This window comes from uncultured Pseudomonas sp., assembly GCF_913777995.1.
In the GTDB taxonomy this organism is placed as follows: Bacteria; Pseudomonadota; Gammaproteobacteria; order Pseudomonadales; family Pseudomonadaceae; genus Aquipseudomonas.
In genome coordinates, this window is sequence record NZ_CAJYVE010000034.1 from 197,467 (window position 1) to 224,353 (window position 26,887).

Sequence of the window (26,887 nt, forward strand, 5' to 3'; positions counted from 1 at the left end):
CGCTCACCAGGCCAACCCTGTGCTGGCCGCGTCCAGGCGCTCGCGGCTGGCCGGGAACAGTTGCAGCAGGCGCTCAGCGTCCTGGCGTTCGGGCAGAGCCAGGCGAGTGGTGCTGCGCAGGTTCTGGTACTTCTCGCTGCTCAACTGCGCCAGGGTCTGGTCATCACGCACGATGCGCGGGCGGATGAACACCATCAGATTCTGTTTGACCCGCTGCGTGGCGTTGGAGCGGAACAGCCGGCCCAGGCCAGGGATGTCGCCGAGCAGCGGCACGCGCTGGTCGCTGTCGGTGGTCTGGTCACCGATCAGCCCGCCGAGCACCACCAGGCCGTTGTCGGCGACCATGACCTTGGTCTTGATCTCGCGCTTGTTGGTGATCACGTCACTGGCCGCCGCGCTTTCGGCAATGGACGAGACTTCCTGGACGATGTCCATGCGCACGGTGTTGTCGATGTTGATCTGCGGCTTGATGCGCAGCTTCACACCCACTTCGCGACGCTCGATGGTCTGGTAGGGGTTGGCGTTGTTCTGGGTCACCGAGCCGGTGACGAAGGGCACTTCCTGGCCCACCAGAATCGACGCCTCGGCGTTGTCCAGGGTCAGCAGGGTCGGGGTGGAAAGCAGGTTGAAACCGCTCTGTCCCTTCAGGGCGTTGATCAGCGCGATGAAGTTCAGCCCCCCACCGATGTGCCCGACCCCGGCCGCTGCGCCCTGCACGCCAGAGAGCAGTTGCGCCAGCCCGGCGGTGTCACGGTCCTGGGCCAGGGCGCCGACCGCCGCCACACTCGGCGTGGTGCCGCCCGGGAAGTTCACCGTGCCACCGCCCAGGCTGTCGTGCTGGAACAGCCACTGCACGCCCAGCTCCTGCACGCGGGTGTCGGAGACCTCGGCGATGATCGCTTCGACCACCACCTGGGCACGGCGAATGTCCAGTTGCTCGACGATGCTGCGGTAATTGGCCAGCTCGCTGTCCGGGCCGACCATCACCACCGCGTTGGTGCCCTCTTCGTATTCCATGCGCACGCCATTGCCGCTCACCAGCAGCGGCCTCTCGCCCTCGGCAGCGGTGCCGGGCGGCGCGGCGCTGTCCTCCTGGCCCAGGCCGCGCAGCACCTTGACCACTTCGGCGGCGTTGGCGTGGCGCAGGTACATCACCACGGTGTTGCTGTTGTGCTGCGCGTCGCGCGGTTTGTCCAGTTGGCGCAGCAGTGCGCGCACGCGTTGGCGGCTGTCGTTGCTGCCGCGCACCAGCAAGGCGTTGCTACGCGGGTCGGCGACCACCTGGGCGCTGTCGGCGCCTTGTTCGCGGGCCAGCAGCCGGGTGACCAGTTGCGCGGTGTCATTGGCGCTGGCGTGGTTGAGCGGCACCACTTCCAGCGGCTCCTGGCTGACCTGGTCGAGCTGCACCAGCAGGTTGTCGATGCGGTCGAGGTTGCTGCGCCAGTCGGTAACCACCAGCAGGTTGGCCGACGGATATGGGGTGATGACCCCGACCCGGGGGTCGATCAGCGGGCGCAGGATGTTGAGCATCTGCTCGCTGGCGGCATTGCGCACGTTGAACACCCGGGTGGCCATGCCGTCGTTGGCCTGGCCGTTGCTGCGCCGCGACTCCACCGGCACCGGCTCCAGGCGCGCCGATTCGTCGGGGACGATCTTCACGTTGCCATTGGGCAGGTCCACGGCAGCAAAGCCCTGGGCGCGCAATTGTGAGAGGAAGATGGCGTAGATCTCGTCGCTGCCGAGCATCTCCAGGCTGCGTACGGTGACCTTGCCCTTGACCCGGGGGTCGACGATGAAAGTCGTGTGGGTGATGCGCGACACGCTGTCGATGAACTCGGACAGCTCGGTGTCAACGAAATTGACCTCGTAAACCGGCTCTTCTTCGGCGCCGACCCCGCCGGTGGCAAGCAGGCCGCACAGCAGGGCGATACGCAGTGGGTGACGAATGCGAGTGGGGACCATGTTCAACCCTGTTGCTTGATGCCGAATGGAGGACGTTGCGCCGGCCACGGCAGGCGCTCGCGCTGGCCGTGGTTGTCGAAGATCAGCCCGCGCTCGTCGATGTCCTGCAGCACCACGCCGGGCGCCAGGCGCTGGCCGCGCGTGAGGGTGCGCTGGCGCTGTTCGAAGCGCAGCACCACCACCGTGGCGGCCAGTTCGCGAGCCTTGAAACTGCCGATGTATTCCACCGGCAGGCGGGTCAGGGGCAGCTCGCCGCTGTTCGCGGCGCGGCCATGCCAATGCCCGTCAAGCAACTGCGGCAGCGCTACCAGAGCGGGCGCCGGCAGCGCTGCGACGGCCTGGCCGTCAGTGAGCTGCAGCACGCATTGCGCCGCCAGCCAGCCGCACAGGGCGACCAGCAACAGATGGCTGGCACTGCGCAGGCGGCTCAACCGGCCACCTCACGCGGATGCCAGCCAGGGTGCCCCTGCACGTAACGCATGGGCGGCGGCGTCTGTGCAGCCAGTTGCCAACTTTCGGGCCGCTCGCGCAGCCAGGCTTCCAGGTGTTGCCACAACGGCTGGCCGGCACGGGCATCGAAGCCCAGGCCGAAGGTGCGGCAGGCACCGGCCGGCTGGCCAAGGCCACTGACACGCTGGCCGCTGGCGCTGTAGGTGACTTCCCAGGGGTGACCGAACCAGCGCGGCAGGTCCTGGCTGTTGTCCAGCAGCAACGGCTCGCCGAACAGCTGCTCGGCAGCATTCTCCAGCACTTGCGGCACCTGGCTGGCGGAGACCTCGACCACCGGTGCCGGATAACTACCGGTCAGGCTCAGCAGGTGCTCGCGGGTAATCATCTGCCCACGGGGCAGCGGGCTGTCGTAGCGCAGGCCCGGCAGCAGCACGGCACGCTCGGACTGGTCGGACAGGGCCTGGTGCAGCAGGCGGTCCCAACTGCCGCCACGCACATCGCGGCGCCAGAGGTGCTCCGGTGCCCGCGCCAGCGGCTGGTCGAGCCAGCCAGCATGTGCGGCGCGCTGCTGGTGGGCCAGCTGGCGCAGGCGCTGGGCTTCGGCCTGTTCCGACACGCCCAGGGCGCCCTCGAAGGCCGGCTGGAATTGCGCCGTGAATTGCCATTGCCCGCCAGCCTGCTGGCAGCGAATGCGAAACGCGCCACTGGCTCGGCTGCCGCCGAACAGCACCGGCACGCGCTTGCCGGAGGCCTGCAGGGCCTGCACCGGTTGCGGCCAGAAGTCCTGGCCACGGGCGCAGAGCAACAGGTCGACGTGACTGACCCGCTCGGCCAGCCACAAACCCGGCCCGGTGCCGACGTCAGCCAGGGCCACCACCAACTCCGCTTCGGCGCGCGCCTGCTCGAAGGCCGGGCGCAGGCTGCCCAGCCACTGGCGCAGTGAAGCCTTCTGGTCACGGGCATAAGGGTCGGTGATGCCGACGACGGCGATGCGCACGCCCCCGCGTTTGAAAAATGTCACGGGCCGGGTGCCGAGGCGCTGCGCCAGGCCAGGCTCCAGGCCCGCGCCCAGCACCGGCTGGGCGAACTGACGGTACAACCCGGCGCAGGCTTCGGGCCACAGCAGGCGCTCGTCACTGCTGACTCGCACCTCGCTGCCCAGCAGCGCACTGCCCTGCACACCAGACACACCCTGGGTCAGGTAGGCCAGGCCGCTGCCATTCCAGCACTGGCCGTTCTCCAGGGTCAGGCTGTTGCCCTCGCCCGCCTCACGGCGCAGACGCTGCAGCACAGCACCCAGCACCGGATAACCGCCGGTTTGCACCTGGCCGACCAGGCTGGCATCCAGCAGCCCGGCGAGACTGGCATCCACACTGCCAGCAGCGCGGGCGTCCTGGCCGCTGATCCAGGGTGCCTGGCCAATACGCGTTGCCGGCCCCAGGCGCGTGGCGGGCACCACCGGCAGGCCGGGCTGGCGTGCGTCGAGGGTATCGGCAACGTACAGCAGGTCCAGGCTGCCGCCGCTGCCGCCAGCACTCGGCAGCGTCGAGCAGGCCGACAGCCAGGGCGCCATGGCACCGACCGTCATCCATCCCAGAACATCGCGCCGCCCCATTGAAACCATCGTTCGCGCACCTTGTGGCCGTTGCAGTACAGGGGCGGCATATTGGCGAGGGCAAATGACAGTTTGATGGCAGTTTTACAACCGAGCAGCCATATGACGCGCGCAAGTAGGAAATAATCAGGCGGAACTTTCATTGAATAAATCAGCCATGACGAATAACAGCGCCCTGCGCCGGGCGCTCTGGAAAACCCTATCCAGGTCAGTGGCTTGCATATGGCCACTCGCAAGATCGTCTTTTTGTCAGGCCAGTTACAACTTGAAACATATACAGGCCGAGCCGTTGCATAACTTAACCAAACTGCCAACTAATCATCACACTCGCCACCTAAAGTCCGCGTCTCCTTATCCAATCCTGACTTCAAAAAAAGGACCTGATGAATGAGTCGTGATACCGGCGATAACCTGAACCGCAACCCCAGCGTCAACGAACCCATGGCGTCGGTGATCGACACCTACCTCAGCCGCCGCAGCGTGGTTCGTGGTGGCCTGGCGGGTGCCATCGCGCTGATCGCCGGCACCGGCCTGACCGGCTGCTTCGACAGCGGTGGCGGCAGTTCCAACGATGCGCCGGCGACCCCGACCGATCCGGTCACACCAACCCCCGAGCAGCCAAAGCTGAAGCTGGGCTTCAACTCCATCCCCGGCTCGCGCACCGACGCCTGCGTGGTGGCCGCCGGTTACGTCGCGCACATCCTCGCGCCGTGGGGCACGCCGTTCAACGCCACTGCCAACCCCTGGAAGAGCGACGGCACCAACACTTCCACCGACCAGGCCAACGCAGCGGGCATGCACCATGACGGCATCCGCTACTTCCCGATCAATGGCAGTTCCACCGACGGCATCATCGCCATCAACTACGAATACATCGACCAGGCCGCCCTGCACCCCAACGGTGCCACCACGGTCAGCGGCAAGCGCCCGGTGGAAGAAGTGCGCAAGGAAATCAACGCCCACGGTGCCGGTGTGATGCACGTGCGCAAGGTCGACGGCCGCTGGCAGATCGTCAACAACGACCCGCTCAACCGCCGCTTCACCACCGCTTCGGTGATGAACATTGCCGGCCCCCTGCGTGGCACCGACCACGTGAAGACCAAGTTCTCGGCAGACGGCACCCGTACCCGTGGCACCAACAACAACTGCGGTAACGGCTACACCCCATGGGGCACCTACCTGACCTGTGAAGAGAACTGGCCAGGCATCTTCATCAACAAGGGCACCTTGCCGGCCGACCAGCGCCGCATCGGCGTCGCCACCTCACAGACCAACTACCGTTGGGAAACCGCGGCCGGTGACAGCTCCGAGGTCAACGACGAGTTCGCCCGCTTCGACATCACCCCCACCGGTGCCAGTGCCACGGCCGACTACCGCAACGAAGCCAGCACCTACGGCTACATCGTCGAGATCGATCCGTACAACCCGTCCAGCACGCCGGTCAAACGCACCGCCCTGGGCCGCTTCCGTCACGAAGGCTGCTGGCCAGGGCTGGTGACCGAAGGCAAGCCGGTGGTGTTCTACATGGGTGACGACTCGCAGAACGAGTACCTGTACAAGTTCGTCTCCACCGCCTTGTGGAGCGCGGCAGACGCCAACCCTACCGACCGCCTGGCCACCGGCGCCAAGTACATGGACAGCGGCAAGCTCTATGTGGCCAAGTTCAACGCTGACGGCACCGGCACCTGGCTGCTGCTCGACGTGACCTCGCCGACCACCGATGGCAGCACCTTGGGCGCCAAGTTCACCGACTTGCCGGGCATCATCCTCAATACCCGTGGCGCTGCCGACGCCGTGGGCGCCACGCCGATGGACCGCCCGGAGTGGACCGCCGTGAACCCGCTCAACGGCGATGCGTACCTGACCCTGACCAACAACACCAGCCGTACCACCGCCAACCCGGCCAACCCGCGCGTGCCCAACCGCCACGGCCACGTGATCCGCTGGCATGACGCCGACAACCAGACGTCCTTCACCTGGGACATCTTCGTCTACGGCGCCAACGCCTCCGGTACTGCCGACCTCAACCGTTCCGGCCTGACCGAACTGAACCAGTTCGCCAGCCCCGACGGCATGACCTTCGACAGCCGCGGCATCCTGTGGATCCAGACCGACAATGGCGAGTCGACCATCACCAGCTACACCAACGACCAGATGCTGGCGGTAATCCCCAGCAACCTGGTCGATGCCAACGGCAAGCAGGTACCGGTCAACGCCAGCAACCAGGCCGACCTGCGCCGCTTCTTCGTCGGCCCCAATGGCTGCGAAGTGACCGGCGTGACCTTCACCCCGGACAACAAGAGCGTGTTCATCAATATCCAGCACCCGGATAACTGGCCGTCCACCCAAGTGGCCACCGACGTGACCGTCGGCACGGTGCGTCCGCGCTCCTCGACCGTGGTGATCCAGCGCGCCGATGGTGGTGAGCTGGGCGTCTGATACCCCGCCTCGCTCGCGCAAACCGCCCCACCTTGGTGGGCGCGGCTTGCGCCGCTGAATACCTGCGGTTTTAGCCGCAATACTGTTTGGTTAAGCGGCTTGTGGACCGGTGGGAGCGGCTTTAGCCGCGAAAGCGCCGGGAGACTCACTGCATCTGTGGTGAACAGGCGATCGCTTCGCGGCTGAAGCCGCTCCTACCCGGCCTAACTGACCAGCATTGCGGCTAAAGCCGGTTCTTCCCGTAGCGCCTTCGTATCCCGGCCGAGGCTCGCTATATCCCTACCTCCCGCCCCCACACGCGCATCTGCTGCGCGGGTACGCGGCTGTGCCATTTGACCACGCCGCGGGCCTGGACACGGTACTGGCTGCGGAACACCTGGTCGTCAAGGCGGGTTTCGATCTGCAGCAGGAAATGGTCACCGTTGAGCAGCAGCCCCTCGCTCAGGCGCGCGAAGGTGGCGTCGTCGACGGTGCCGAACGCCTGGCGCAGGTCGCTGGCGTCCTTGTAGCCACCGGCGGGGCGTGCGGTGATCAGGCGGGTGAGCTGGGCGCGGGGCACCTCGCCCTGGTACAGCGCCTCGAGCAATGGCAGGTGCGTCAGGCTCAGGGCGTTGGCGTTCAGGCGCCAGCCCTCGGTGTCCGGCAGGGCACACAATGCAGCGGCGGCCACAGGCAGCGGCAAGGGCAGCAGGCCCAGTTCGCTGATATCCGCCATTGGCTGATCGGCGGCCAGGCGTGGCGGCGACACACGAGCATATTCGTGGTTCTCGGCGCCCATCAGGCGCGTCTGGTGATCGCTGTCCAGCCAGTCGCTGAGGCTGTCGGCGTAACGCTGGGCGGCCATGTCGCCACCCAGCAGATGCAGCAGTTGCCCGCGGGCGCGCTCGGCTTCGGGGCCGATCAGGCTGTTGACGTTGAAACAGGTGTGCAGGTCGATGATGCGGATGCTCGAACGCCCGCCCTTGAAGTCGTAGCTCAGCGGCTGGCCACGCAGCGCCTGCCAGAACATCGGGCTGGCCCGCCACAGAGGGTCCTTGAGCGCCTGCTCGGTGAAGGCCAGGGCGGCCTTTTCGATGGCGCGGGCCTGGATGCGCTGTTGCACCAGCCGTACGCCCTCCACCTCCTCACGCCCCTGCTGCGCCAGCCAGGTCAGGCCACCAGCCAGCATCGCCAGGGCGACCAGCACCATCAGCAGCGCCGCGCCTTTCTGTGTGTTGCCGTCGCTCATCCCGCCCGCTCCCGTGCTGCGAGGCATCAGTCAACACAGCAAATGTTGCAGGCTCATGTAAAGCACGCAAAAACGTCACGCTGGCGTCACAAAGCCCCGGCAAGATGCCTGCTCACGTTGTAAATCAATGACCTGGAGCGCTGCACATGGGTGGTATCGGAATCTGGCAACTGCTGATCGTTCTTCTGCTGGTGTTCATGCTGTTTGGCACCAAACGCCTGAAGACCCTGGGCTCGGACCTGGGCGAAACCATCAAGGGTTTTCGTAACTCCATGGGCAGCGATGACCCCAAGGGCGACGACAACATGGCCCGCACCGCGAGCCTGAACGACGCCAATCGCGCGCCACAGTCGCCTGTGGATAACAAGCACTGATGTTCGAGATCGGTTTCAGCGAACTGCTGCTGGTCGGCATCGTCGCCCTGCTGGTACTGGGCCCTGAACGGCTACCCAAGGCTGCCGCAACTGCCGGCCGCTGGATCGGCCAGGGCAAGCGCATGCTCGGCGGCATCAAGGCTCAGGTCGAACGCGAACTGGATGCCGAGCAGCTGCGCAAGGAGCTTGACCAGCAGCCGCTGCTCAAGCTTGAACAGGAACTGCGCGAAGGCATTCGCCTGGATGCGCAAGCCCCGGCCAGCCAAGGACAGCACACACCATGAAGGCCATCGAATACCAGGCGCCCTTGGCGGTGGTCGGCCACCTGCGCCAGGTCAGGACGCGCCTGCTGCGCTGCCTGCTGGCGATTCTGGTGGTGTTCGCCGCGCTGTTTCCGTTCGCACAGACGATCTACACGGCGATTTCCGCGCCGCTGCGCGCCTACCTGCCAGCGGGCGCGAGCATGATCGCTACCAGCGTCACCTCGCCGCTGATGGCGCCATTCAAGCTGAGCATGATGCTGGCGCTGTTCATCGCCATGCCGGTGATTCTCTATCAGGCCTGGGGCCTGTTGGCACCGGTGGTGTATCGCCGCGAGCGCCGCATCGCGGTGCTGTTGATGATCGCCAGCGTGTCGCTGTTCTATGGCGGCATGGCCTTCGCGTTCTTTCTGGTGTTCCCGATGATGTTCGGGTTCTTCGCCAGCGTGACCCCGGAGGGCGTGGCGATGATGACCGACATCGTCCTGTATCTGGACTTCATCCTGGCGCTGTTCCTGGCCTTCGGCCTGGCGTTCCAGATTCCCGTGGCGACTTTCCTGGTGGTCTGGGCCGGCATGATCGATGTTCAGACCCTGGCGCGCAGCCGCGCCTACGTGATCGTCGGCTGCTTCGTGGTCGGCATGATCCTCACCCCGCCCGACGTGTTCTCGCAGACCCTGCTGGCGGTGCCGATGTGGATGCTCTTCGAAGTGGGCCTGCTGGCCAGCCGCAGCGTGTCCAGCCGCGCAGGCTGAAACCGGAACGGATCTGGCGACCCGGCTCAGAGCCGCCCGCCAACCAGCCAGGCGCCCCTACTGTGCCTGCTCCAGTCCGCCGAGCGGCAGTTCGAAGGATTTCTTCACGGTGCGAATCACCAGGGTCGAGGAGTAGTTCCTGATCGGGATATCCCGATAGGTCTCCAGAAAGTGATAGATGTAGTCGGTGTACTCATTGGCATCACGCAACTTGGTCATCATGACGAAATCGAACTCCCCGGTGACCAGATAACACTCCTGCACCTCGGGCCGGGTGGCCAGGATCTGCTGCATGCGCCGGTCGATGTCGGGCGTGTCCTTGTCCAGCTTGATCATGAACATCGCGGTCACTTGCAGCCCCAGCTTCTTCTCGTCCAACACCGCCACTCGGGCGCGAATCACACCGTTGTCTTCCAAGCGCTTGATGCGCCGGTAGCAACTGGTGGCCGACAGCCCCACGTTGTCACTGAGCAGCTCAAGGCTCTGGGTGCAATCCTTCTGCAGCCGGCCCAGAATCCTGAGGTCAATCGCGTCTGCCATGGTGCTGCGCACTCCCTGAAAAGAATGCAATGAATCCTGCATTCGAATGGAACTCTTTGCAAAAAACCTTCGCAACATCAAATTAACATCATCATGCGACCCACCGTCAGCCCTATTGAAGAGGCATGACCCGGAGATGGACCGATGAGCGCGACAAGACCGACATGGACGACGGATATCCACCGGCTGTTCAGCAATCCTTGCTGGCTGCAGCCCCTGCAACAGGCTCTTCGCGAGTCTGGCTGGCAGGAACGCCTGGAACGACAGGCCGTCGACCTCCACAACCCGACAGCCATTAGGCAGTGGTCATTGCTGATCTACCAGCACCTGGCCAGTCAGCCGCCCTGTCCTGCACCGACATGCTCGTCGTTTCGTCTCGAAGACGCCTTGGAAATCTTCCGCCGCTGGGTCAATCAGGGCTGGCGCCTGGATCCAGAGGCCCCGGTGAAGATGGCTGAGCGGATTGCCCGGGGCCACGGCGTGGCGCTGCCCCCCGTACATCCCTGGCAGGGCCATGCCCGCCTGGCGTCCCACGGTCGCAAGGCATTCACGATCAGACCGCTGGAACTCACCCTGCCTGCGCGTCACGTGCCGATCCGCGAAACCCCCAGAGCGACAGAGCACCTCTGAACACCCCCCGCCACCTGGCCGTTGTTTTTCTGCGGGTGCGCAAAGGATGCGCTCCCGTTCCTGGCCGGCTCGTTTCCGACGCCGGTCGCTGCTCCCCCAAGACGCATCATTCGCCATTGGAGATAGTTGATGAGCACACCCTTCAAGCAATTCACCTCGCCCGCCGAGCAGGCCCCAAAGGACTACCAGCAACTGGGTCTGGAACAGGAATTGCCGCAATTCGAGACCGACTGGAACAACAACCTGGCCGGCTGGACCGAGTCGGCCATTATCGGCAACCCCTGGACCGGCCTCAACGATGCACCTCGCTCGGGCTACTACAACCCGCTCGTGGAGGGGTTCGGGGATGATGTCGCACCGATCGAGTGGACGCCCTTCCCCAACCGACTGATCGCCTACCTCACCCAGCCCGGTTCAGCGGCCAACCCGCAGCTCGGCGGCAGCCCTCTGAGCATGCAGCAGGTCATGGCCCTGGCCGACAACGGCGAAATCGAGGTCAACGGCACCACCCTCAGTCTCTACGATCCGCAAGCGAGCGGCACCTTGCTCAATCTGCCGACCATCCGCTGCCCGCAGATCGACTGGAACGGCCCTTACAAACCCTTCAGCCCCTACGGCCCGCGCGGCTGGCTGGACGAGTACTGCGAGTGGTCGATCACCCGCGACGCGGACGGCAAGATGCGCAGTGTGATGTTCACCTGTGAGAACCCGGCCTACTACCTGACCATGTGGCGTATCGATCCGCGGGCGGTGCTGGGTCTGTATCAGACATACATCGATCCGGCTGTGCAGCTCGAAGACCTGTACCTGCGCTACCAGTACGACCAGCCCACCGGCAAGAAAGGCGAGCCGGTCCTGGACCCCACCACCGGGCAGCCAGCCTACGACGTGACCAACAAGTGGAACTCGGGCACTGCCCGGGTTCCCGGCCAGTATGGCGGCGCCCTGCACCTGACATCCGCGCCCAACACGCTGAGCGCCGAAATCTACCTCGCCGGAGCCGCGACCATCCAGCGTCCGGATGCCAGCAGCGCCAACCCGCAGGCGCTGATCTGCTGCTCCCAATACGGGCAGAACTTCCGTAACTCGGACCCGACCATCGGCTTCAACGCCAACCAGCTGGCTGGTAGCACACGCATCTCGCTGACCAACCCGGTCGGCCTGTATCTACAGCAGCCGCTGAGCTTCGCCAACTGGAAAGGTCCGCAGGGCCAGGATGTCAGCCAGTACTGGAAAATCACCCGCGGCACCGCCGGCACCGGCCCCAACGGCAAGGACCAGATTCTCCACGCCGTGCTCGAAGTACCGGTCAGCGCCGGCTTCTCGATCAACGATATCACCATCGATGGCCAGCCCATCGAATACGTTGGACAGATAGCCAATCAGATGAAGGTTGCCCTGTCCGCCACCGGGATGGGCAACCTCAGCCCGGCGATCACCCCCTGTGTAGCCGACCGCACCACGGGTATCCAGCCGTATCCGGTGCAACTCGTGCCACTGGAGCTGTTCTACGGTGCCTCGCCCAGTGACCTCCCGGCCTGGCTGGCACCGGGTACGAGCCACAGTTTCGTGCTGGTGGTCCAGGGCGCTGCGGCCAACACCACTGCCGCCAATGCGCGCATCCAGTTCTCCAACCCGGGGGTGACAGCGCAGGTGACCGAGTTCCTGGAAAACGCTACGCCAGTACCGGGCAAGACCACTGACAGCGGCACCCAGGGCTATGTACTGACCATCAGTGTGGCCAAGGATGCCGCGCCAGGCCTGGTACAACTGCGTGCCCTGAATCCTGACGAGTCCGCCAACCCCAGCGCCGCCGAGCACCCTTGGGCCAGCGCCCTCGCGGTCGTGCCGGGCGTGTGATCCACGACGTTCGAGCGTCGACAGATGGCCTGCCCTGCTTCGTCGGGGCAGGCCTCGGCTTTTCCAAGGAGTAGGACATGTCTACGAGCACCTCGTCTGCCCAGGGCCGCAGCAGCCTGTGCGCCATCATCCTGACGGCACTGGCCGGCGTGCTGTCCATGCCGGACAGCCAGGCCGCAGCCAATCCACAGACGCCCGCCCAGTGCGTCCAGCAATTGGTCTTCGACCCTACTAGCGGCAGCTTCCTGACCAGCGACAACCCCTTTCTGTTGTCGCAGAACACACTCAACTGCTACGCCTGGCAGATGTTCATCGCCATGAACTGGCCGGTGAACCCGGGCTGGCCCGCCAACCCGTCGCTGGCCGGCGAGCCTGATAGGCACAGCCCGGCCGCTCGGTTCGGCGTGCCCGGCACAGCGGGGCAGCCGATGAGCATCGCGCCGCTATGGGCCAGCTACAAGGATGCCAACGACATCTTTCTACCGGGTGCGGCCACGCCCAGCGGCTGGGGTGTACAGGCGCCGGCACCGGTGGGCTGCCAGCCGAAGAGTGCGCTGCGCAACCTGCGCAGCGGCGCGCGCAAGTTCCTCACCGCCACCTCGGAAAGCGCGGTGAGCGCCCGGCACCGCTTCCATGTTTCCTCCAGCACACCGGTGACCACCCCCGACTCCACCCTGGAGGCCACCGGCGGCTGGCTGACCGACCAGGCCGGCAACCTAATCTACTTCGAGCGCAAGGTCGGCAAGGCCGAGTTCGACTATATCGTCGCTAACTCGCTGTACGATGCGGCCGATCAACTGCGCGTGGCCAGCAACCAGGACGGCCAGAGCCCGCAAGGCATTTCGCTGCCGGCCGGCGCTCACTTTCGCAACCCACCGGCCACCCCGGTCGCGCAAGAGCAGTTGGGCGCTTTCGAGCTCAAGGCTGCCTGGCGCATCCTCACCGGCAAGCCACAGCTGTACCCGCGCTACCTCACCAGCGTGACCTGGCTCCAGCGCCCCGATACCGGCGAATGTTCTCAGGAAGTGGTGGGTCTGGTCGGACTGCACATCATCCACAAGACGGAAAGCCTGCCGGATTTCGTCTGGACCACGTTCGAGCACGTGGACAACGTTCCCGACGGTGGTCCGAAGCCGGCGGCCGGCTATACCTTCAACAACCCCAACTGCACCGGCAATGACTGCACCCCAAACCAGGAGCGCATTACCTGCGATGCCTCGGGATGCAAGGACAACTACCCCCGCAGCGAACCGGTACAGGTGACCCGCGAGTACCCGCTGAGCAGCAACATGAACGCCCTCAACAGCGCCGTGCAGCAAGCCATCGCGCAGCAGACCAGCGGTCAGTCGGTGTTTCAGTACTACAAGCTGATCAACGTGTTGTGGGACGGCTCGCCCAACCCACCCGTCCATGAACCTGGCGCCAACGCCAAGCCTCCCCTGGTGTATGGCACCTTCAACAGCGATGCCAGCGTGCCCGTGGCCAACACGACCCTGGAGACCTATATCCAGAACAAGTCGTGTGATGCCTGCCACAAGGGCGCAACCATCGCCGGTCCCAGCGGCCTGGCCTCGGATTTTTCGTTCCTGTTCGAGAACGCCGCCTCGGCCAAGAACCCGGCCTTGATCAAGGCGTTGCCCTGAGCGGCATAGATGAGCAAGCGGTAGGGGCGCAGCCGCACCCTCGTCGCTCAAACCGCCCCCACCCGGCCATGGAGGCCCGGTCGGAGCGGCTCTGTGGTGTGGATCAGGACGACAGGTAGGAGGAGCGGGTCAGGCCCAGGCGCAGGGCGTCCAGGTACTGAGTGCGTTCACGCGGGGTGATGCGCGCGCTGGCGACCTTGTCGCGGTAGTGGGTCATCAGCTCTTCAGGCGACAAGTGCACGTAGCGCAGCATGTCCTCGATGGTGTCGTGGGTCTCGATACCGGCGTGGTACACGCTGCCGTCCTGGTTCTGGTAGATGTTCACCGAGTCGGTGTCACCGAACAGGTTATGCATGTCGCCGAGGATTTCCTGGTAGGCGCCGACCAGGAAGATGCCCAGCAGGTAGTCTTCGCCGTCCTTGAGGGCATGCACGGGCATGCTGGTCTCGATGCTCTGCTCGTCGACGTACTGGTTGATCTTGCCGTCCGAGTCGCAGGTCAGGTCCTGCAGCACCGCGCGGCGTACCGGCTCTTCATCCAGGCGATGCAGCGGGATGATCGGCAGGACCTGGCCGATGGCCCAGGTGTCGGGCAGGCTCTGGAACACCGAGAAGTTGCAGATGTACTTGTCGGCCAGCTTGTCGTTGAGTTCGTCGAGCACCTGGCGGTGCGAGCGCTGGCGCGCCTTCAGCGAGTTGTGCAGGCGGCGGCACAGGGCGAAGTAGCACTGCTCGCCCAGGGCCTTCTGGGCCAGGGTGATCTTGCCATCGGCGTACTGCGCGGCGATGTCGCTCATGTAGTGGGTGGCGCGCCAGTAGGTCTCGGTGACCATCTCGATGTCGTTATGGCCGATCAGGTCGATCAGCCACTGCACGGTTTCCGGCAGGCTTTCCTTGTCGGCGATCTCCGGCACGTCGTCGTTGTGCCGTTCGACGTCAGTGACCTGCACCACCAGCATGGCGTGATGGGCGGTCAGCGAGCGGCCGCTCTCGGAGAAGATGTGCGGGTGCGGCAGGCCCTGGGCATCGCAGAACTCCTTGAGCATGCCCACCACCACACCGGCGTAGTCGTCGATGTCGTAGTTGATCGAGCTGGCATTGCGCGAATGCGTGCCGTCGTAATCCACGCCCAGGCCGCCGCCGACGTCGATGTGGTCCACCGGCAGGCCGAGGCTGCGCAGCTCGCCGTAGTAGCGGATGGCTTCCTTGAAGCCGTGCTGGTAGTCCGCCAGGTTGGCGATCTGCGAGCCCATGTGGAAGTGCACCAGGCGGATGCCCTGGTCCAGGCCGGCCTTGGTGAAACGCTCGACCACCGACAACAGCTGCGCCGCCGAAAGGCCGAACTTGGACTTCTCGCCGCCGGTGTCGGCCCATTTGCTCGACGCCAGCGACGACAGGCGCACGCGCAGGCCGACCTGGGGCGCGACCTTCAGGTCGGCGGCTTCCTCGATGACCAGTTCGACCTCGGACTCCTTCTCGATCACGATGAACACATTGTGGCCGAGCTTCTGGCCCATCAGCGCCAGGCGGATGAACTCGCGGTCCTTGTAGCCGTTGCAGACGATGGTGCCGCCCTTCGGCGCCAGCGCCAGCACGGCCATCAGCTCCGGCTTGGAGCCGGCTTCCAGGCCGATGGAGACGTCCTGGGTGGCGATGATGTTCTCCACCACCGCTTCCTGCTGGTTGACCTTGATCGGGTACAGCGCGGTGTAGCGGCTCTGGTACTCCAGGCGCGCGATATTGGCGTCGAACGCGCCGGTGAGCTGGCGTACGCGGTCTTGCAGAATGTCCGGGAAGCGCACCAGCAGCGGCAGGCTCAGGCCGCTCTTGCGCAGGTTGTCGACCTGCTCGTAGAGGTCGATGGGCGTGCTGCCTTCACCGTTGGGACGAACCTCGACGCGACCTGCGTCGTTGATCGCGAAATAACCGGCGCCCCAATGGCGGATTCCGTAAACGCTGCGGCTGTCCGCAACGGTCCATTGGCTGCCATCGTCTTTACGTGTGCGTCGTACGGACATCGAAGTCCCCTATAGATAAGTCGGTGACATCGGCACGGGGCCGACTGGGCGCAGTGTAGGGTGCGCAAATTACGATTTGGCGGCCGCCAGGCCTGCGGCCCTGGCGCTTTGAGAATCCGGCTCAGCCGCCGGATTTCTTCGCCTTGAAACCTTTCTTGACCAGCTCGGCCACCAGCAGTTCGACATGATCGCCCTGGATCTCGATCACGCCGTCCTTGAGCGAGCCGCCGGTGCCGCAGCGCTGCTTGAGCGCCTTGGCCAGGTCCTTGAGGGCGTCTTCGGCCAGCGGCACGCCGCTGACGGTGGTCACGGTCTTGCCACCACGGCCCTTGGTTTCACGGCGCACACGCGCAATGCCATCGCCAGCGGGGACGACGGTCTGTTTGCAGATGCAGGCATCGACGGGCTGGCTGCAATCAGGGCAATGGCGCCCGGCATCGGTGGAATACACCAGGCCGCCAAGGGCTGCGAAGGAAGTGGCTTTCTTGGCCATGGGAAATCCTCTGCTTGAGGACCTGATGATGAGCCGATGCACTGGGCATCGGCGGCGAAGCCCCACTCGGGCAGGGGCAGCACTAAAGAGGGCGCTTACGGCCCCAGAGGCCGCGCAGTGTAACGGCAAACCACCTGCTTGCTAAGGGTGGGAATGCGCCAATTTACTGAGCTTTTGCGACTTGTTGCAGATAGGTGGCCAGGGCCACCAGGGAGTCCGGGCAGCAGGGCTGTTCACGGGCCAGGCGCTGCACCTCGTCCAGAGCCAGGAAGCGCGCTTCCAGTACCTCTTCGGGCTGCAAGCGCAGCGGGCTGTCCGAAACCGCCGAGAACACCGCGCACCACAGGCGGTTGCCACGTTCATCGAAGAGAAAGCGGCCATGCTCGCGCAGGGATACGCCGGCAACACCCAGCTCCTCTTCCAGCTCGCGGGCGGCGGACTCGGCGTAACTCTCCTGCGGCCCGACCATGCCGCCAGCGGCAACGTCCCAGTATCCGGGATAGACGGCCTTGCTCAGGGTACGGCGGTGCACGCACAGCTCGCCGGCGGTGTTGAACAGCAGAATGAACGTACCGCGGCCGATCAGCCCGCGCTCGCGCAGCTCGGCACGCGGCACACCGCCAAGCAAGCGATCCTGTTCATCGACCCAGGCCACCCGCTCGGCGTCCGAAGCCGCCCGGTGGGCGGCCTCTTGCGCAGAGATGTCGAGGGAAGAACTCACGACTCAGCCCTGGGACAGCAGCTGGCGCAGGTCGATGACGGCAGCGTTGGCGCGGGAAATGTAGTTGGCCATGACCAGCGAGTGGTTGGCCAGCACGCCGAAGCCGCTGCCGTTGAGGATCATCGGACTCCACACTGCCTCCTGGGAGGCCTCCAGCTCGCGGATGATCTGCCGCACGCTGACCGTGGCGTTCTTCTTGGCCAGCACGTCGGCGAAGTCCACCTCGATGGCACGCAGCAGGTGCGACAGCGCCCACGCCTGGCCACGGGCCTCGTAGAACACGTTGTCGATCTGCATCCATGGGGTCTCGACGATTTCCTCGTCGACCTGCGGCACCTCACCGGGCTTGAGCGCCAGGCTCTCGGTCTTCAGGTTGGCGTTGAGCTTGACCCGCCCGACGCTGGCCGACAGACGCTGGGACAGCGAGCCCAGGCGGGTGCCGACGTCACCCAGCCAGTTGTTGAGGTTGTCGGCGCGGGCATAGAAATACGCGGTCTTCTGGTTCGGATCGCTCAGGCGCGCCTGGTAGCGGCTCAGTGCGTTGATGCCTTCGCGGTACTGCGACTCGCTGGAGGGCATCAGCCAGCTACGGCTGTCGAAGTTGAACAGCGGCTCGGCGCGCGCCAGGTCGCCATCTTCGGCCGATTGCGACTGCGAGCGGGCGAAGTCCTTGCGCAGCGCACGGCTCAGGTCACGCACCTGGACCAGCACGCCGTACTCCCAGCTGGGCATGTTGTCCAGCCACACGCCGGGTGGCATGCGGTCGTTGGACAGGTAGCCGCCCGGCTTGTCGAGCAGCGTGGCGGTCACCGACTTGAGGGTTTCCACGGTGGTGTAGCCGATCACCATCTGCTTGCCTTCGCGCTCGGCAGCCGCCTGGGCATTCTGCTGCACCGGGAACAGGGCTGGCTCCTTGCTCCAGTACCAGCCGATCAGCAGGGTGATCAGCAGGTAGACCAGTACCAGCAGGCCCAGCGCACGGCTGAAGAAAATGCTGCCCAGGTAGCCGCGGCGCTTGACCGTTGCAGTGTCGGCGGGCCGTTCTTGTGCGCTGCCTGCCCGGTTCTTCCAATCCAGCATGTCAGGTGTCCTTTCGGTCTTGATAAACAGTGCTCAGGGAGTGTGACCGCAACCTTACCCCAAGGTGCATCCCACGATCACCGGTTGACGGCTTTTTCTGTGTGCCTGTCGCTGACCGGCGACTGGGCGTCGCTATCGGCGAACGGGGCTGCCTGCGTTGCAGCGTACTCATTGCGTGTGCTGCAGCGCTTCGAGAAAGCGGTCCAGCACCAGGTTCTGCCGACGCCCCTTGCGGGTGGCGACGGCCAGGCGCGTGTCGAATGACAGGCGGTGCGGGCTCATGGGCGCCATCAGGCCCTTTTCCACCCAGGCGGCGGCGTAGTGGTCGGGCAGAAAGCCGATGTAGCTGCCGGTCAGGATCAGGAACGCGATGCCTTCACGGTCGCTGGCCGAAGCTACGCAGTTGAGCAACTGGTAGAGGCCGATGGCTTCCACCGGCATGCGGTAGCTGGGCACCACGGCGTCGGCGCTGAGCAGCTCTTCGTCGGTCACCTGAGCCGCCCGTGCGAACAACGGGTGTTCATGGCTGCAGTAAAGGTTGGAGCGTTCCTCGTACAACTGGGTGTAGTCCAGGCCCGACAGCGGCGAGATCAGCGGAATGGCACCGACATGCAGACGCCCGTCGAGCAGGCCACGCTCGATCTCCCCAGGGGTGCTCATGCTCAGGTTGATACGCACCCCGGCGCCGGCTCCGCGTACGGCCTTCAGCGCGCGGGTGATGCGCATCTTCGGTTGCGTCACCAGGTTGTTGACGATGCCAATGTTCAGGTCACCACGCAGTTGCCGGTGCAGCAGGTTGACCTCGCTGCGAAACCCCTCGATGGCCGCCAGCAGCGTTTCACTGGCACGCAGCACCTCGCTGCCTTCGTCGGTCAAAGCGAAGCCGGCGCGCCCGCGCTGGCACAGGCGCATACCCAGACGTTTCTCCAGGTCGCTCATGTGCAGGCTGATGGCCGAGCGACTGATGCCCAGTGCGCCCTCGGCAGCGGAAAAACTGCCGCATTCGACTACCGTTTTGAAAAGCCGTAGCAAACGCAGGTCGAAATCACTGACCTGGCTGAAAGGAGGCTGGCGCGACATGGGTGAGTTTTCCAATAACTGAACGTGAGAAAAAATGGATTTAACCCACCCATCGCCCAAGCACAAGCTCTGCCCATCCCCAACAACAGGATTCGCCCCGCCATGAACCAGATCCTGCAGCAAACCCCGCCGTTGGCCAGCCAGCTCAAGCTGGACTCGCACTGGATGCCGTTCTCCGCCAACCGCAACTTCAAGCGCGACCCGCGACTGATTGTCAGCGCTGAAGGCAGTTGGCTGACCGACGACCAGGGGCGCAGGATCTATGACAGCCTGTCGGGCCTGTGGACCTGTGGTGCCGGGCACTCGCGCAAGGAAATCCAGGAGGCGGTAGCCAAACAGCTGGGCACCCTGGACTACTCGCCGGGCTTCCAGTACGGCCATCCGCTGTCGTTCCGCCTGGCCGAGAAAATGGTCGAGCACACCCCAGCCGGCCTGGACCATGTGTTCTTCACCGGCTCCGGCTCGGAAAGCGCCGACACCTCGGTGAAAATGGCCCGCGCCTACTGGCGCCTGAAAGGCCAGCCGCAAAAGACCAAGCTGATCGGCCGCGCCCGTGGCTATCACGGCGTCAACGTCGCCGGCACTTCGCTGGGCGGCATCGGCGGCAACCGCAAGATGTTCGGCCAACTGATGGACGTCGACCACCTGCCGCACACCCTGCAACCGGACCTGGCGTTCACTCCAGGCGCGGCCGCCACTGGCGGCGTGGCCCTGGCCAATGAGCTGCTCAAGCTGATCGAACTGCACGACGCCTCGAACATCGCCGCGGTGATCGTCGAGCCGATGTCCGGTTCGGCGGGTGTCATCGTGCCGCCTGTGGGCTACCTCAAGCGCCTGCGAGAAATCTGCGACCAGCACAACATCCTGCTGATCTTCGACGAGGTCATCACCGCGTTCGGCCGCATGGGCAAGTGGACCGGTGCCGAGTACTTCGGCGTGACCCCGGACATCATGAACGTCGCCAAGCAGATCACCAATGGCGCCATCCCCATGGGCGCGGTGATCGCCAGCCGCGAGATCTACGACACCTTCATGAGCCAGTCGCTGCCCGAGCACGCGGTCGAGTTCGCCCACGGCTACACCTACTCGGCCCACCCGGTGGCCTGCGCCGCCGGTCTCGCCTCGCTGGAACTGCTGGAAAAGGAAAACCTCATTCAGCAGGCCGCCGAGCTGGCGCCCTACTTCGAGAAGGCCATCCATGGCCTGAGAGGCGCGCAACACGTGGTCGACATCCGCAATTGCGGCCTGGCCGGCGCCCTGCAGCTGGCACCGCGTGACGGCGACCCGGTGGTGCGTCCGTTCGAGGCCGGCATGGCCTTGTGGAAAGCCGGTTTCTATGTGCGCTTCGGCGGCGACACCCTGCAGTTCGGCCCGGCCTTCAACGCCAAGCCGCAAGACCTCGACCGCGTCTTCGACGCCGTCGGCCAGGCCCTGCAAGGCGTCAGTTGATGAGCCTGCGCCCCAAGGCGATCGCCACGGTCCAGGTCGACACCGCCGAAGTGGTGGTCACCGAATGGCGCTTCGCGCCCGGCGCGGAAACCGGCCGGCACTGCCACGGCTATGACTACGTGGTGGTGCCGATGACCGACGGCACGCTGCTGCTGGAAACCCCGCAGGGCGACCGCTTCGCCCCGCTGGTCGCTGGGCAGTCCTACTTTCGCAAGGCCGGCGTCGATCACAACGTGGTCAATGCCAGTGACCACCCGGTGATCTTTGTCGAAACCGAACTCAAACGGCCGCAACTCTGAAGGCGCGGCCCGAACAACACGCATTACGGGAACCCAACGCATGAGCACCATCGCGCACCTGATCAACGGTGAACACGTCGTCGCGCAAGGCCGCACCACCGACGTCTTCAACCCGTCCACCGGCGAGGCTATCCACAGCCTCGGCCTGGCCAGCCGTGCCACCGTGCAGCAGGCCATCGACGCGGCCAAGGCCGCTTACCCGGCCTGGCGCAATACCCCACCGGCCAAGCGCGCGCAGGTCATGTTCCGCTTCAAGCAACTGCTGGAAGCCAATGAAGCGCGCATCGCCCAGCTGATCAGCGAAGAGCACGGCAAGACCCTGGAAGACGCCGTCGGCGAACTCAAGCGCGGCATCGAGAACGTCGAGTTCGCCACTGCCGCCCCGCAGATTCTCAAGGGCGAGTACAGCCGCAACGTCGGCCCGAACATCGATGCCTGGAGCGACCTGCAGCCGATCGGCGTGGTCGCCGGCATCACCCCGTTCAACTTCCCGGCCATGGTGCCGCTGTGGATGTACCCGCTGGCCATCGTTTGTGGCAACTGCTTCATTCTCAAGCCTTCCGAGCGCGACCCCAGCTCGACCCTGCTGATCGCCGAGCTGCTGCACGAAGCGGGCCTGCCCAAAGGCGTGCTCAACGTGGTGCACGGCGACAAGGAAGCCGTGGACGCGCTGATCGAAGCGCCGGAAGTCCGTGCCTTGAGCTTCGTCGGCTCGACCCCGATTGCCGAATACATCTATGCCGAAGGCACCAAGCGCGGCAAGCGCGTGCAGGCCCTGGGCGGCGCCAAGAACCATGCGGTGCTGATGCCTGATGCCGAGCTGGACAACGCGGTCAGCGCTCTGATGGGTGCGGCCTACGGCTCGTGCGGCGAGCGCTGCATGGCCATTTCGGTGGCCGTGTGCGTGGGCGACGCGATCGCCGACGCCCTGGTGCAGAAGATCGTGCCGCAGATCAAGGCCCTGAAAATCGGCGCCGGCACCTGCAGCGGCCTGGACATGGGCCCGTTGGTGACAGCGGCAGCGCGTGACAAGGTGGTCGGTTACATCGACGACGGCCTGGCCAACGGCGCTGAGCTGGTGGTCGACGGCCGTGGCTACCAGGTGGCCGGCAACGAGAACGGCTTCTTCGTCGGCGGCACCCTGTTCGACCGCGTGACCCCGGAAATGCGCATCTACAAGGAAGAGATCTTCGGCCCGGTGCTGTGCGTGGTACGCGTCAACAGCCTGGAAGAGGCCATCGCCCTGATCAATGCCCATGAATACGGCAACGGCACCTGCATCTTCACCCGTGACGGTGAGTCGGCGCGGCTGTTCTGCGACGAGATCGAAGTGGGCATGGTCGGCGTCAACGTGCCACTGCCCGTCCCGGTGAGCTATCACAGCTTCGGCGGCTGGAAGCGTTCGCTGTTCGGCGACCTGCACGCCTACGGCCCGGATGGCGTGCGTTTCTACACCCGCAAGAAAGCCATCACCCAGCGCTGGCCGCAGCGTACCAGCCATGAAGCGGCGCAGTTCGCCTTCCCCAGCAACGGCTGAAACCCCGCGTAAAGCCGTCGCCTAACCTGTTCGACCCCGATTGGCCGCCTACTACCGGGCGGCCTTTTTTTGCGCGATGAACGGCAGTAGCGGCTAAGCCATTGATTCCAATGAAAATGGTCGAAAACATTGCGAACCGCCGAAAAACGGACAGCATTTTTTTGACAATTTGTTGACTTGCAGCGCGCCACAGCCGCCAGCACGGTGATAGCATGCGGCCATCAACGTTCCTCAGCCGCCCAGCAGACGCCAGCCTATGACCGAAGCACTTGACCCCAGTCGCGAGCGTCTCAAGCACCATTTCGCCCAACGGGTCATTCACCAGGCGCGGCAGATCCTGGAGATCTGGCAACGCCTGCATCGTCGCGAATGGAGCGCCGAGGACCAGGCCGAACTGCGTGAGGCCAGCCTGGGCCTGTTACGCTTCGCGGAACGTTTCGAGCAGCCCGAGCACATCCGCCTCGCCCAGCAACTCAACGAGCTTCTCGACGCCATGCAGGCCAACCGGGGGCGGCTCAACAGCGAGTTGATCAACCAGCTCAGCCACCTGATGCAAGCCTTGTCGCAGACCGGCCTGCGCCAGGGCGACCAACTGGAGCGCACGGTGCTGCCGCCGCTGCGCAAACCGGTGTACATCGCGCTACAGGATCAGGAAGCCGGCGAGCAGCTGGCTCGTCAGCTGGAGTTCTTCGGCTGGTCGGCCCTGGCACTGGAGAGCATCGCTTGCGTGGGCGCGGCACTGCAGCAATGCCTGCCGGCGGCGATGGTCATGGACGTGGACTTCGCCGGCCGCGGCGAAGGCCTGAACCTGGCGGCGCGCATTCAGCAAGGGCTGGAAAATACCCTGCCGCTGCTGTTCTTCAGCGAGACCGACGCCGACACCCCGACCCGCCTGGCCGCCGTGCGCTCGGGGGGCCAGGACTTTCTCTGCGGCACGCTCGACGCATCGGTGCTGCTGGAAAAGATCGAACTGCTTGGCCGTGCCGATCGCTACGACCCGATCAAGGTGCTGATCGTCGACGACTCACGAGCCCAGGCCGCCTTTACCCAGCGGGTGCTCAACAATGCCGGAATCGTCACGCGCATCCTGCTCGACCCGATCCAGGCCATGACCGAGCTGTCGCACTTCCAGCCCGACCTGATCATCCTCGACATGTACATGCCCGGTTGCACCGGTCCCGAACTGGCCAAGGTGATTCGCCACAACGACCGCTATGTCAGCGTGCCGATCATCTACCTGTCTGCCGAAGACGACCTGGACAAGCAGCTCGACGCCATGAGCGAAGGCGGTGACGACTTCCTGACCAAGCCCATCCAGCCCCGGCACCTGGTCAGCACGGTGCGCAACCGTGCCGCCCGCGCCCGCCGCCTGAAGGCGCGCATGGTGCGCGACAGCCTTACCGGCCTGTACAACCACACGCACATCCTGCAGCTGCTCGACGACAGCTGCTTCCAGGCGCGGCGCGACAACCGGCCGCTGTGCTTCGCCATGCTCGACATCGACCACTTCAAGCGGGTCAACGACAGCCATGGCCACCCCATGGGCGACCGGGTGATCAAGAGTCTGTCGCTGTTTCTCAAGCAACGCTTGCGCAAGAACGATCTGATCGGCCGCTACGGCGGCGAAGAGTTCGCCATCGTCATGCCCGATACCGAGCTGGTCAATGCCCACAAGGTGCTCGAAGAGATTCGCCAGCGCTTCTCGGAAATCCGCTATCCGGCCGACCCGGTGAGCCTGGCCTGTACGTTCAGCGCCGGCCTGGTGACCCTCGGGACGCAGGACGACAGCCAGACCCTCGCCGCCCAGGCAGACGGGGCGCTGTATCGGGCCAAGAAGGCCGGGCGCAACCAGGTGCAGTCGGCGCTCAACGCCGCGCCTTATCATGTCGAACTGCCGGCGGTCGACGCCTGAGCGCGGATGACAGTTCGGCGTCGTCGCACCGGGCAGCGCAGCCAACATTTGCTCTTACACATCTGCATCCAGCAGGCATCGGCACACTTGGTTATCATGCGCCGATCTTCCGCGACCCGAGGTTGCCATGCGCCGCCTGCTTCTGATGATGCTGTTGCTCATCGCCCTGCCCGTCCATGCCTCCAGCCTGCTGGACAGCCGGCCCTCCGCCACCCTGGGCGGTTCGACGCTGGATAACAGCAAGCAATTTCTCCCCGTGCGCCAGGCCTTCCAGCTCAGCCTGGTCGAAACCACCGAGCAGAGCATCAAGCTGCGCCTGGTGGCCGCCGACGGCTACTACCTGTACCGCCATCGCTTCCAGTTCCGCACCGAGCCTGCCGACATCGGTCTGGGTGAGGCGCGCCTGCCGGACGGCGAGCAGAAGCACGATGAATACTTCGGTGATGTCGAGGTCTACCACGGCATTCTCGACATCGAACTGCCACGCAAGCCCGAAGAGCGGCGCGGCTTCACCCTGGCGGTCACCTACCAGGGCTGTGCCGACCACGGGTTGTGCTACCCGCCGGAAACCGAGCGCCTGAGCATCGACGGCGACACGGCCGGCGGCGCCCTCAGCGCCGCAGCCCCACACCCCGCAACGGCTTCCTGGAGCTGGAAGGAACTGGCGCTGTTCCTGCTGGCCGGTATCGGCCTGACCTTCACCCCCTGCGTACTGCCCATGCTGCCGATCCTGTCCGGCGTGGTGATGCGTGGCCAGGTCGGTGGCCTGCGTGGCCTGAGCCTGTCGCTGGCCTACGTACTGCCAATGGCCGCCTGCTTCGCGGTGCTGGGCGCACTGATGGGCGTATTCGGCGCTAGCCTGAACTTGCAGGCACGCCTGCAATCGGCCTGGGTGCTGGTGCCTTTCGCGCTGTTTTTCGTGGTCTTCGCCCTGGCGATGTTCGGCGCCTTCGAACTGCGCCTGCCGCAGGCCCTGAGTTCGCGCCTCGACCGCTTGGCTGGCAAGACCCAGGGCGGTTCGTTGTGGGGCGCAGCGGTCCTCGGCGTGCTGTCCAGCCTGCTGGTTTCACCCTGCGTGTCGGCACCGCTGGCCGGCGCGCTGCTGTACATCAGCGCCACCGGCGACGCCCTGGGCGGCGCGCTCAAGCTGTTTGCCCTGGGCCTGGGCATGGGCCTGCCGCTGATCCTGGTTGGCACCGGCGGCGCGGCCTGGCTGCCCAAGAGCGGCGCCTGGCTGGTCACCGTGAAGAACGCCATCGGCGTACTGCTGCTGGGCCTGGCCATCGGCCTGCTCAGTCGCGTCCTGCCCGGCGCGCTGACCTTGCTGCTGATCGGCCTGCTGGCCGCCGGGGTGGCGCTGTTCCTCGGCACACTGAATTTCAGCGAAAAAACCACCCGGCAAACCCTCGCGCAACTACTCGGCCTGTTTCTACTGGTCTACGCTCTGGCATGCTGGTACGGCGCCCTCAAGGGTGAAACCGATCCCCTGCGCCCGCTAGGCCACCCCCAGGTCGTGGCGGTAGCATCGCCAGGTGCGCAGCCGGCCAGCCAGTGGCAGACCGTGCGCACCGCTGCAGAACTGGACCAGGCGCTGGCGCAGGCCCGTGACGCAGGCCGGGGGCTGGTACTGGACTGGTACGCCGACTGGTGCATCAGCTGCAAAGTCATCGAGCACGAAGTACTCCCCGATCCTGCCGTGCAGGCCCGCCTGTCGGGTCTGGAGCGAATTCGCATGGATGTGACCGAAAGCAATGCGGAGCAACGCGCCCTGCTTGATCGCTACAAACTTTTCGGCCCTCCCGCACTGCTATTTTTCAGCAAAAGCGGCGAAGAGCTGGAAAACGTGCGGGTTGTCGGCGAAATCGACGCTCAGGGCCTGATCGAGCGTCTGAAAGGGGCAAATGACCAGATTTAACGTCCGGGTCACAAACTTTTCGCGAATATCGCTTATCGTGTTGGCTACTGTTGTTAACTGGACAGTTAAAGCCCCTTGCGGCATAGTCGCGGGCACCAAACGTTCGTGAACAACAAAAAGGAACTGACGATGGCGACCTTGCTGGTCCTGCACGGCCCGAATCTGAACCTGCTGGGCACCCGTGAACCCGGCGTGTACGGCACCACGACCCTGGCCCAGATCAACCAGGATCTCGAGCAGCGGGCCCGCGACGCCGGCCATCATCTGATGTACCTGCAGAGCAACGCCGAGTACGAGCTGATCGACCGCATCCATGCCGCGCGCGGCGAAGGCGTGGATTTCATCATCATCAATCCGGCGGCGTTCACGCACACAAGTGTGGCAATACGTGACGCGATCATGGGAGTGAGCATCCCATTCATCGAAGTGCATCTGTCGAACGTACATAAACGCGAACCTTTCCGTCATCACTCCTACTTCTCCGACGTTGCGGTAGGAGTGATCTGCGGCCTCGGCGCCAGCGGTTACCGCATGGCCCTCGAAGCCGCCCTGGAACATTTGGCCAAGAACGCCAAGCCTTGACCGGCACGAGCGTGACCACGCCGCGTCAGGCAACGCAGACCGTCAC

At 64.9% G+C, this 26,887-nt stretch carries 23 protein-coding genes; 13 read left to right on the forward strand and 10 right to left on the reverse strand.

The window, feature by feature from the left end; translation table 11 throughout:
• Positions 1-3: 3 nt before the first annotated feature.
• Genes gspD through QZ497_RS15365 form a run of 3 tightly spaced genes read right to left on the reverse strand, consistent with a single transcriptional unit; the run spans position 4 to position 4,036 of the window.
• Positions 4-1,962 (reverse strand): type II secretion system secretin GspD, encoded by a 1,959-nt coding sequence (gene gspD, locus QZ497_RS15355; protein ID WP_295476574.1) that lies wholly within the window; start codon positions 1,960-1,962, stop codon positions 4-6.
• A gap of 2 nt (positions 1,963-1,964) precedes the next feature.
• Positions 1,965-2,384: a pilus assembly protein PilZ gene (locus QZ497_RS15360; RefSeq protein ID WP_295476655.1), complete on the reverse strand. Its 420-nt coding sequence runs from the start codon at positions 2,382-2,384 to the stop codon at positions 1,965-1,967.
• A 5-nt stretch (positions 2,385-2,389) separates the two neighbouring features.
• Positions 2,390-4,036 carry a lipoprotein UxpA gene (locus tag QZ497_RS15365; RefSeq protein WP_295476575.1) on the reverse strand — a complete coding sequence of 549 codons (1,647 nt, stop codon included), beginning with the start codon at positions 4,034-4,036 and terminating at the stop codon, positions 2,390-2,392.
• A 378-nt stretch (positions 4,037-4,414) separates the two neighbouring features.
• Between QZ497_RS15365 and QZ497_RS15370 the strand changes: the two genes are divergently transcribed.
• Positions 4,415-6,466, forward strand: coding sequence for a PhoX family phosphatase (locus tag QZ497_RS15370; protein WP_295476576.1), 2,052 nt, complete (start codon positions 4,415-4,417; stop codon positions 6,464-6,466).
• Between the two features lie 271 nt (positions 6,467-6,737).
• Here the strand turns inward: QZ497_RS15370 and gspK are convergent, their stop codons facing one another.
• Positions 6,738-7,694 carry a type II secretion system minor pseudopilin GspK gene (gene gspK, locus QZ497_RS15375; RefSeq protein ID WP_295476577.1) on the reverse strand — a complete coding sequence of 319 codons (957 nt, stop codon included), beginning with the start codon at positions 7,692-7,694 and terminating at the stop codon, positions 6,738-6,740.
• Between the two features lie 146 nt (positions 7,695-7,840).
• On the opposite strand from gspK, the gene tatA reads away from it, so the two are divergent.
• The 3 genes from tatA to tatC are packed head-to-tail and all read left to right on the forward strand — an operon-like array spanning position 7,841 to position 9,083.
• Positions 7,841-8,068, forward strand: coding sequence for a twin-arginine translocase TatA/TatE family subunit (gene tatA / locus QZ497_RS15380; protein ID WP_295476578.1), 228 nt, complete (start codon positions 7,841-7,843; stop codon positions 8,066-8,068).
• Entirely contained in the window at positions 8,068-8,352 is a 285-nt protein-coding gene (gene tatB, locus QZ497_RS15385; RefSeq protein WP_295476579.1) for a Sec-independent protein translocase protein TatB, read from the forward strand. The genes tatA and tatB overlap by 1 nt, the downstream gene beginning before the upstream one ends.
• Entirely contained in the window at positions 8,349-9,083 is a 735-nt protein-coding gene (tatC, locus tag QZ497_RS15390; RefSeq protein ID WP_295476580.1) for a twin-arginine translocase subunit TatC, read from the forward strand. Before tatB ends, tatC begins: the two co-directional genes overlap by 4 nt.
• A gap of 57 nt (positions 9,084-9,140) precedes the next feature.
• On the opposite strand, the gene QZ497_RS15395 is transcribed toward tatC, so the two are convergent.
• Positions 9,141-9,623 carry an Lrp/AsnC family transcriptional regulator gene (locus tag QZ497_RS15395; RefSeq protein WP_295476581.1) on the reverse strand — a complete coding sequence of 161 codons (483 nt, stop codon included), beginning with the start codon at positions 9,621-9,623 and terminating at the stop codon, positions 9,141-9,143.
• Between the two features lie 144 nt (positions 9,624-9,767).
• Between QZ497_RS15395 and QZ497_RS15400 the strand changes: the two genes are divergently transcribed.
• The 3 genes from QZ497_RS15400 (at position 9,768) to QZ497_RS15410 (ending at position 13,756) form a co-directional block, all read left to right on the forward strand.
• Positions 9,768-10,253 carry a hypothetical protein gene (locus QZ497_RS15400; RefSeq protein ID WP_295476582.1) on the forward strand — a complete coding sequence of 162 codons (486 nt, stop codon included), beginning with the start codon at positions 9,768-9,770 and terminating at the stop codon, positions 10,251-10,253.
• 129 nt (positions 10,254-10,382) lie between these two features.
• Positions 10,383-12,113: a hypothetical protein gene (locus QZ497_RS15405; protein ID WP_295476583.1), complete on the forward strand. Its 1,731-nt coding sequence runs from the start codon at positions 10,383-10,385 to the stop codon at positions 12,111-12,113.
• A gap of 77 nt (positions 12,114-12,190) precedes the next feature.
• Complete coding sequence (locus tag QZ497_RS15410) at positions 12,191-13,756, forward strand: hypothetical protein (RefSeq protein WP_295476584.1); 1,566 nt, start codon at positions 12,191-12,193, stop codon at positions 13,754-13,756.
• Positions 13,757-13,859: 103 nt separating this feature from the next.
• Here QZ497_RS15410 and speA read toward each other — a convergent pair whose 3' ends face one another.
• The 5 genes from speA to QZ497_RS15435 all read right to left on the reverse strand — a co-directional run bounded on the left by speA (position 13,860) and on the right by QZ497_RS15435 (position 19,147).
• Entirely contained in the window at positions 13,860-15,773 is a 1,914-nt protein-coding gene (gene speA, locus QZ497_RS15415; protein WP_295476585.1) for an arginine decarboxylase, read from the reverse strand.
• 121 nt (positions 15,774-15,894) lie between these two features.
• On the reverse strand, positions 15,895-16,266 hold the full coding sequence (locus QZ497_RS15420; RefSeq protein WP_295476586.1) for a translation initiation factor Sui1: 372 nt from the start codon (positions 16,264-16,266) through the stop codon (positions 15,895-15,897).
• Positions 16,267-16,429: 163 nt separating this feature from the next.
• Positions 16,430-16,987: an NUDIX hydrolase gene (locus tag QZ497_RS15425; RefSeq protein ID WP_295476587.1), complete on the reverse strand. Its 558-nt coding sequence runs from the start codon at positions 16,985-16,987 to the stop codon at positions 16,430-16,432.
• A 3-nt stretch (positions 16,988-16,990) separates the two neighbouring features.
• Complete coding sequence (locus QZ497_RS15430; protein WP_295476588.1) at positions 16,991-18,067, reverse strand: DUF2333 family protein; 1,077 nt, start codon at positions 18,065-18,067, stop codon at positions 16,991-16,993.
• A gap of 168 nt (positions 18,068-18,235) precedes the next feature.
• Positions 18,236-19,147, reverse strand: coding sequence for a LysR family transcriptional regulator (locus QZ497_RS15435; RefSeq protein ID WP_295476589.1), 912 nt, complete (start codon positions 19,145-19,147; stop codon positions 18,236-18,238).
• A 102-nt stretch (positions 19,148-19,249) separates the two neighbouring features.
• On the opposite strand from QZ497_RS15435, the gene QZ497_RS15440 reads away from it, so the two are divergent.
• From QZ497_RS15440 to aroQ, 6 genes are all read left to right on the forward strand, one after another.
• Positions 19,250-20,596 (forward strand): aspartate aminotransferase family protein, encoded by a 1,347-nt coding sequence (locus QZ497_RS15440; protein WP_295476590.1) that lies wholly within the window; start codon positions 19,250-19,252, stop codon positions 20,594-20,596.
• Positions 20,596-20,895, forward strand: a complete 300-nt coding sequence (locus QZ497_RS15445) for a cupin domain-containing protein (RefSeq protein ID WP_295476591.1) — start codon at positions 20,596-20,598, stop codon at positions 20,893-20,895. The genes QZ497_RS15440 and QZ497_RS15445 overlap by 1 nt, the downstream gene beginning before the upstream one ends.
• A gap of 40 nt (positions 20,896-20,935) precedes the next feature.
• Positions 20,936-22,432, forward strand: coding sequence for a CoA-acylating methylmalonate-semialdehyde dehydrogenase (locus QZ497_RS15450; RefSeq protein WP_295476592.1), 1,497 nt, complete (start codon positions 20,936-20,938; stop codon positions 22,430-22,432).
• Between the two features lie 256 nt (positions 22,433-22,688).
• Positions 22,689-24,344, forward strand: a complete 1,656-nt coding sequence (locus tag QZ497_RS15455; protein WP_295476593.1) for a diguanylate cyclase — start codon at positions 22,689-22,691, stop codon at positions 24,342-24,344.
• A gap of 127 nt (positions 24,345-24,471) precedes the next feature.
• Positions 24,472-26,259: a protein-disulfide reductase DsbD gene (locus QZ497_RS15460; protein WP_295476594.1), complete on the forward strand. Its 1,788-nt coding sequence runs from the start codon at positions 24,472-24,474 to the stop codon at positions 26,257-26,259.
• 129 nt (positions 26,260-26,388) lie between these two features.
• Positions 26,389-26,841 (forward strand): type II 3-dehydroquinate dehydratase, encoded by a 453-nt coding sequence (gene aroQ / locus QZ497_RS15465; protein ID WP_295476595.1) that lies wholly within the window; start codon positions 26,389-26,391, stop codon positions 26,839-26,841.
• The last annotated feature ends 46 nt before the right edge of the window (positions 26,842-26,887 follow it).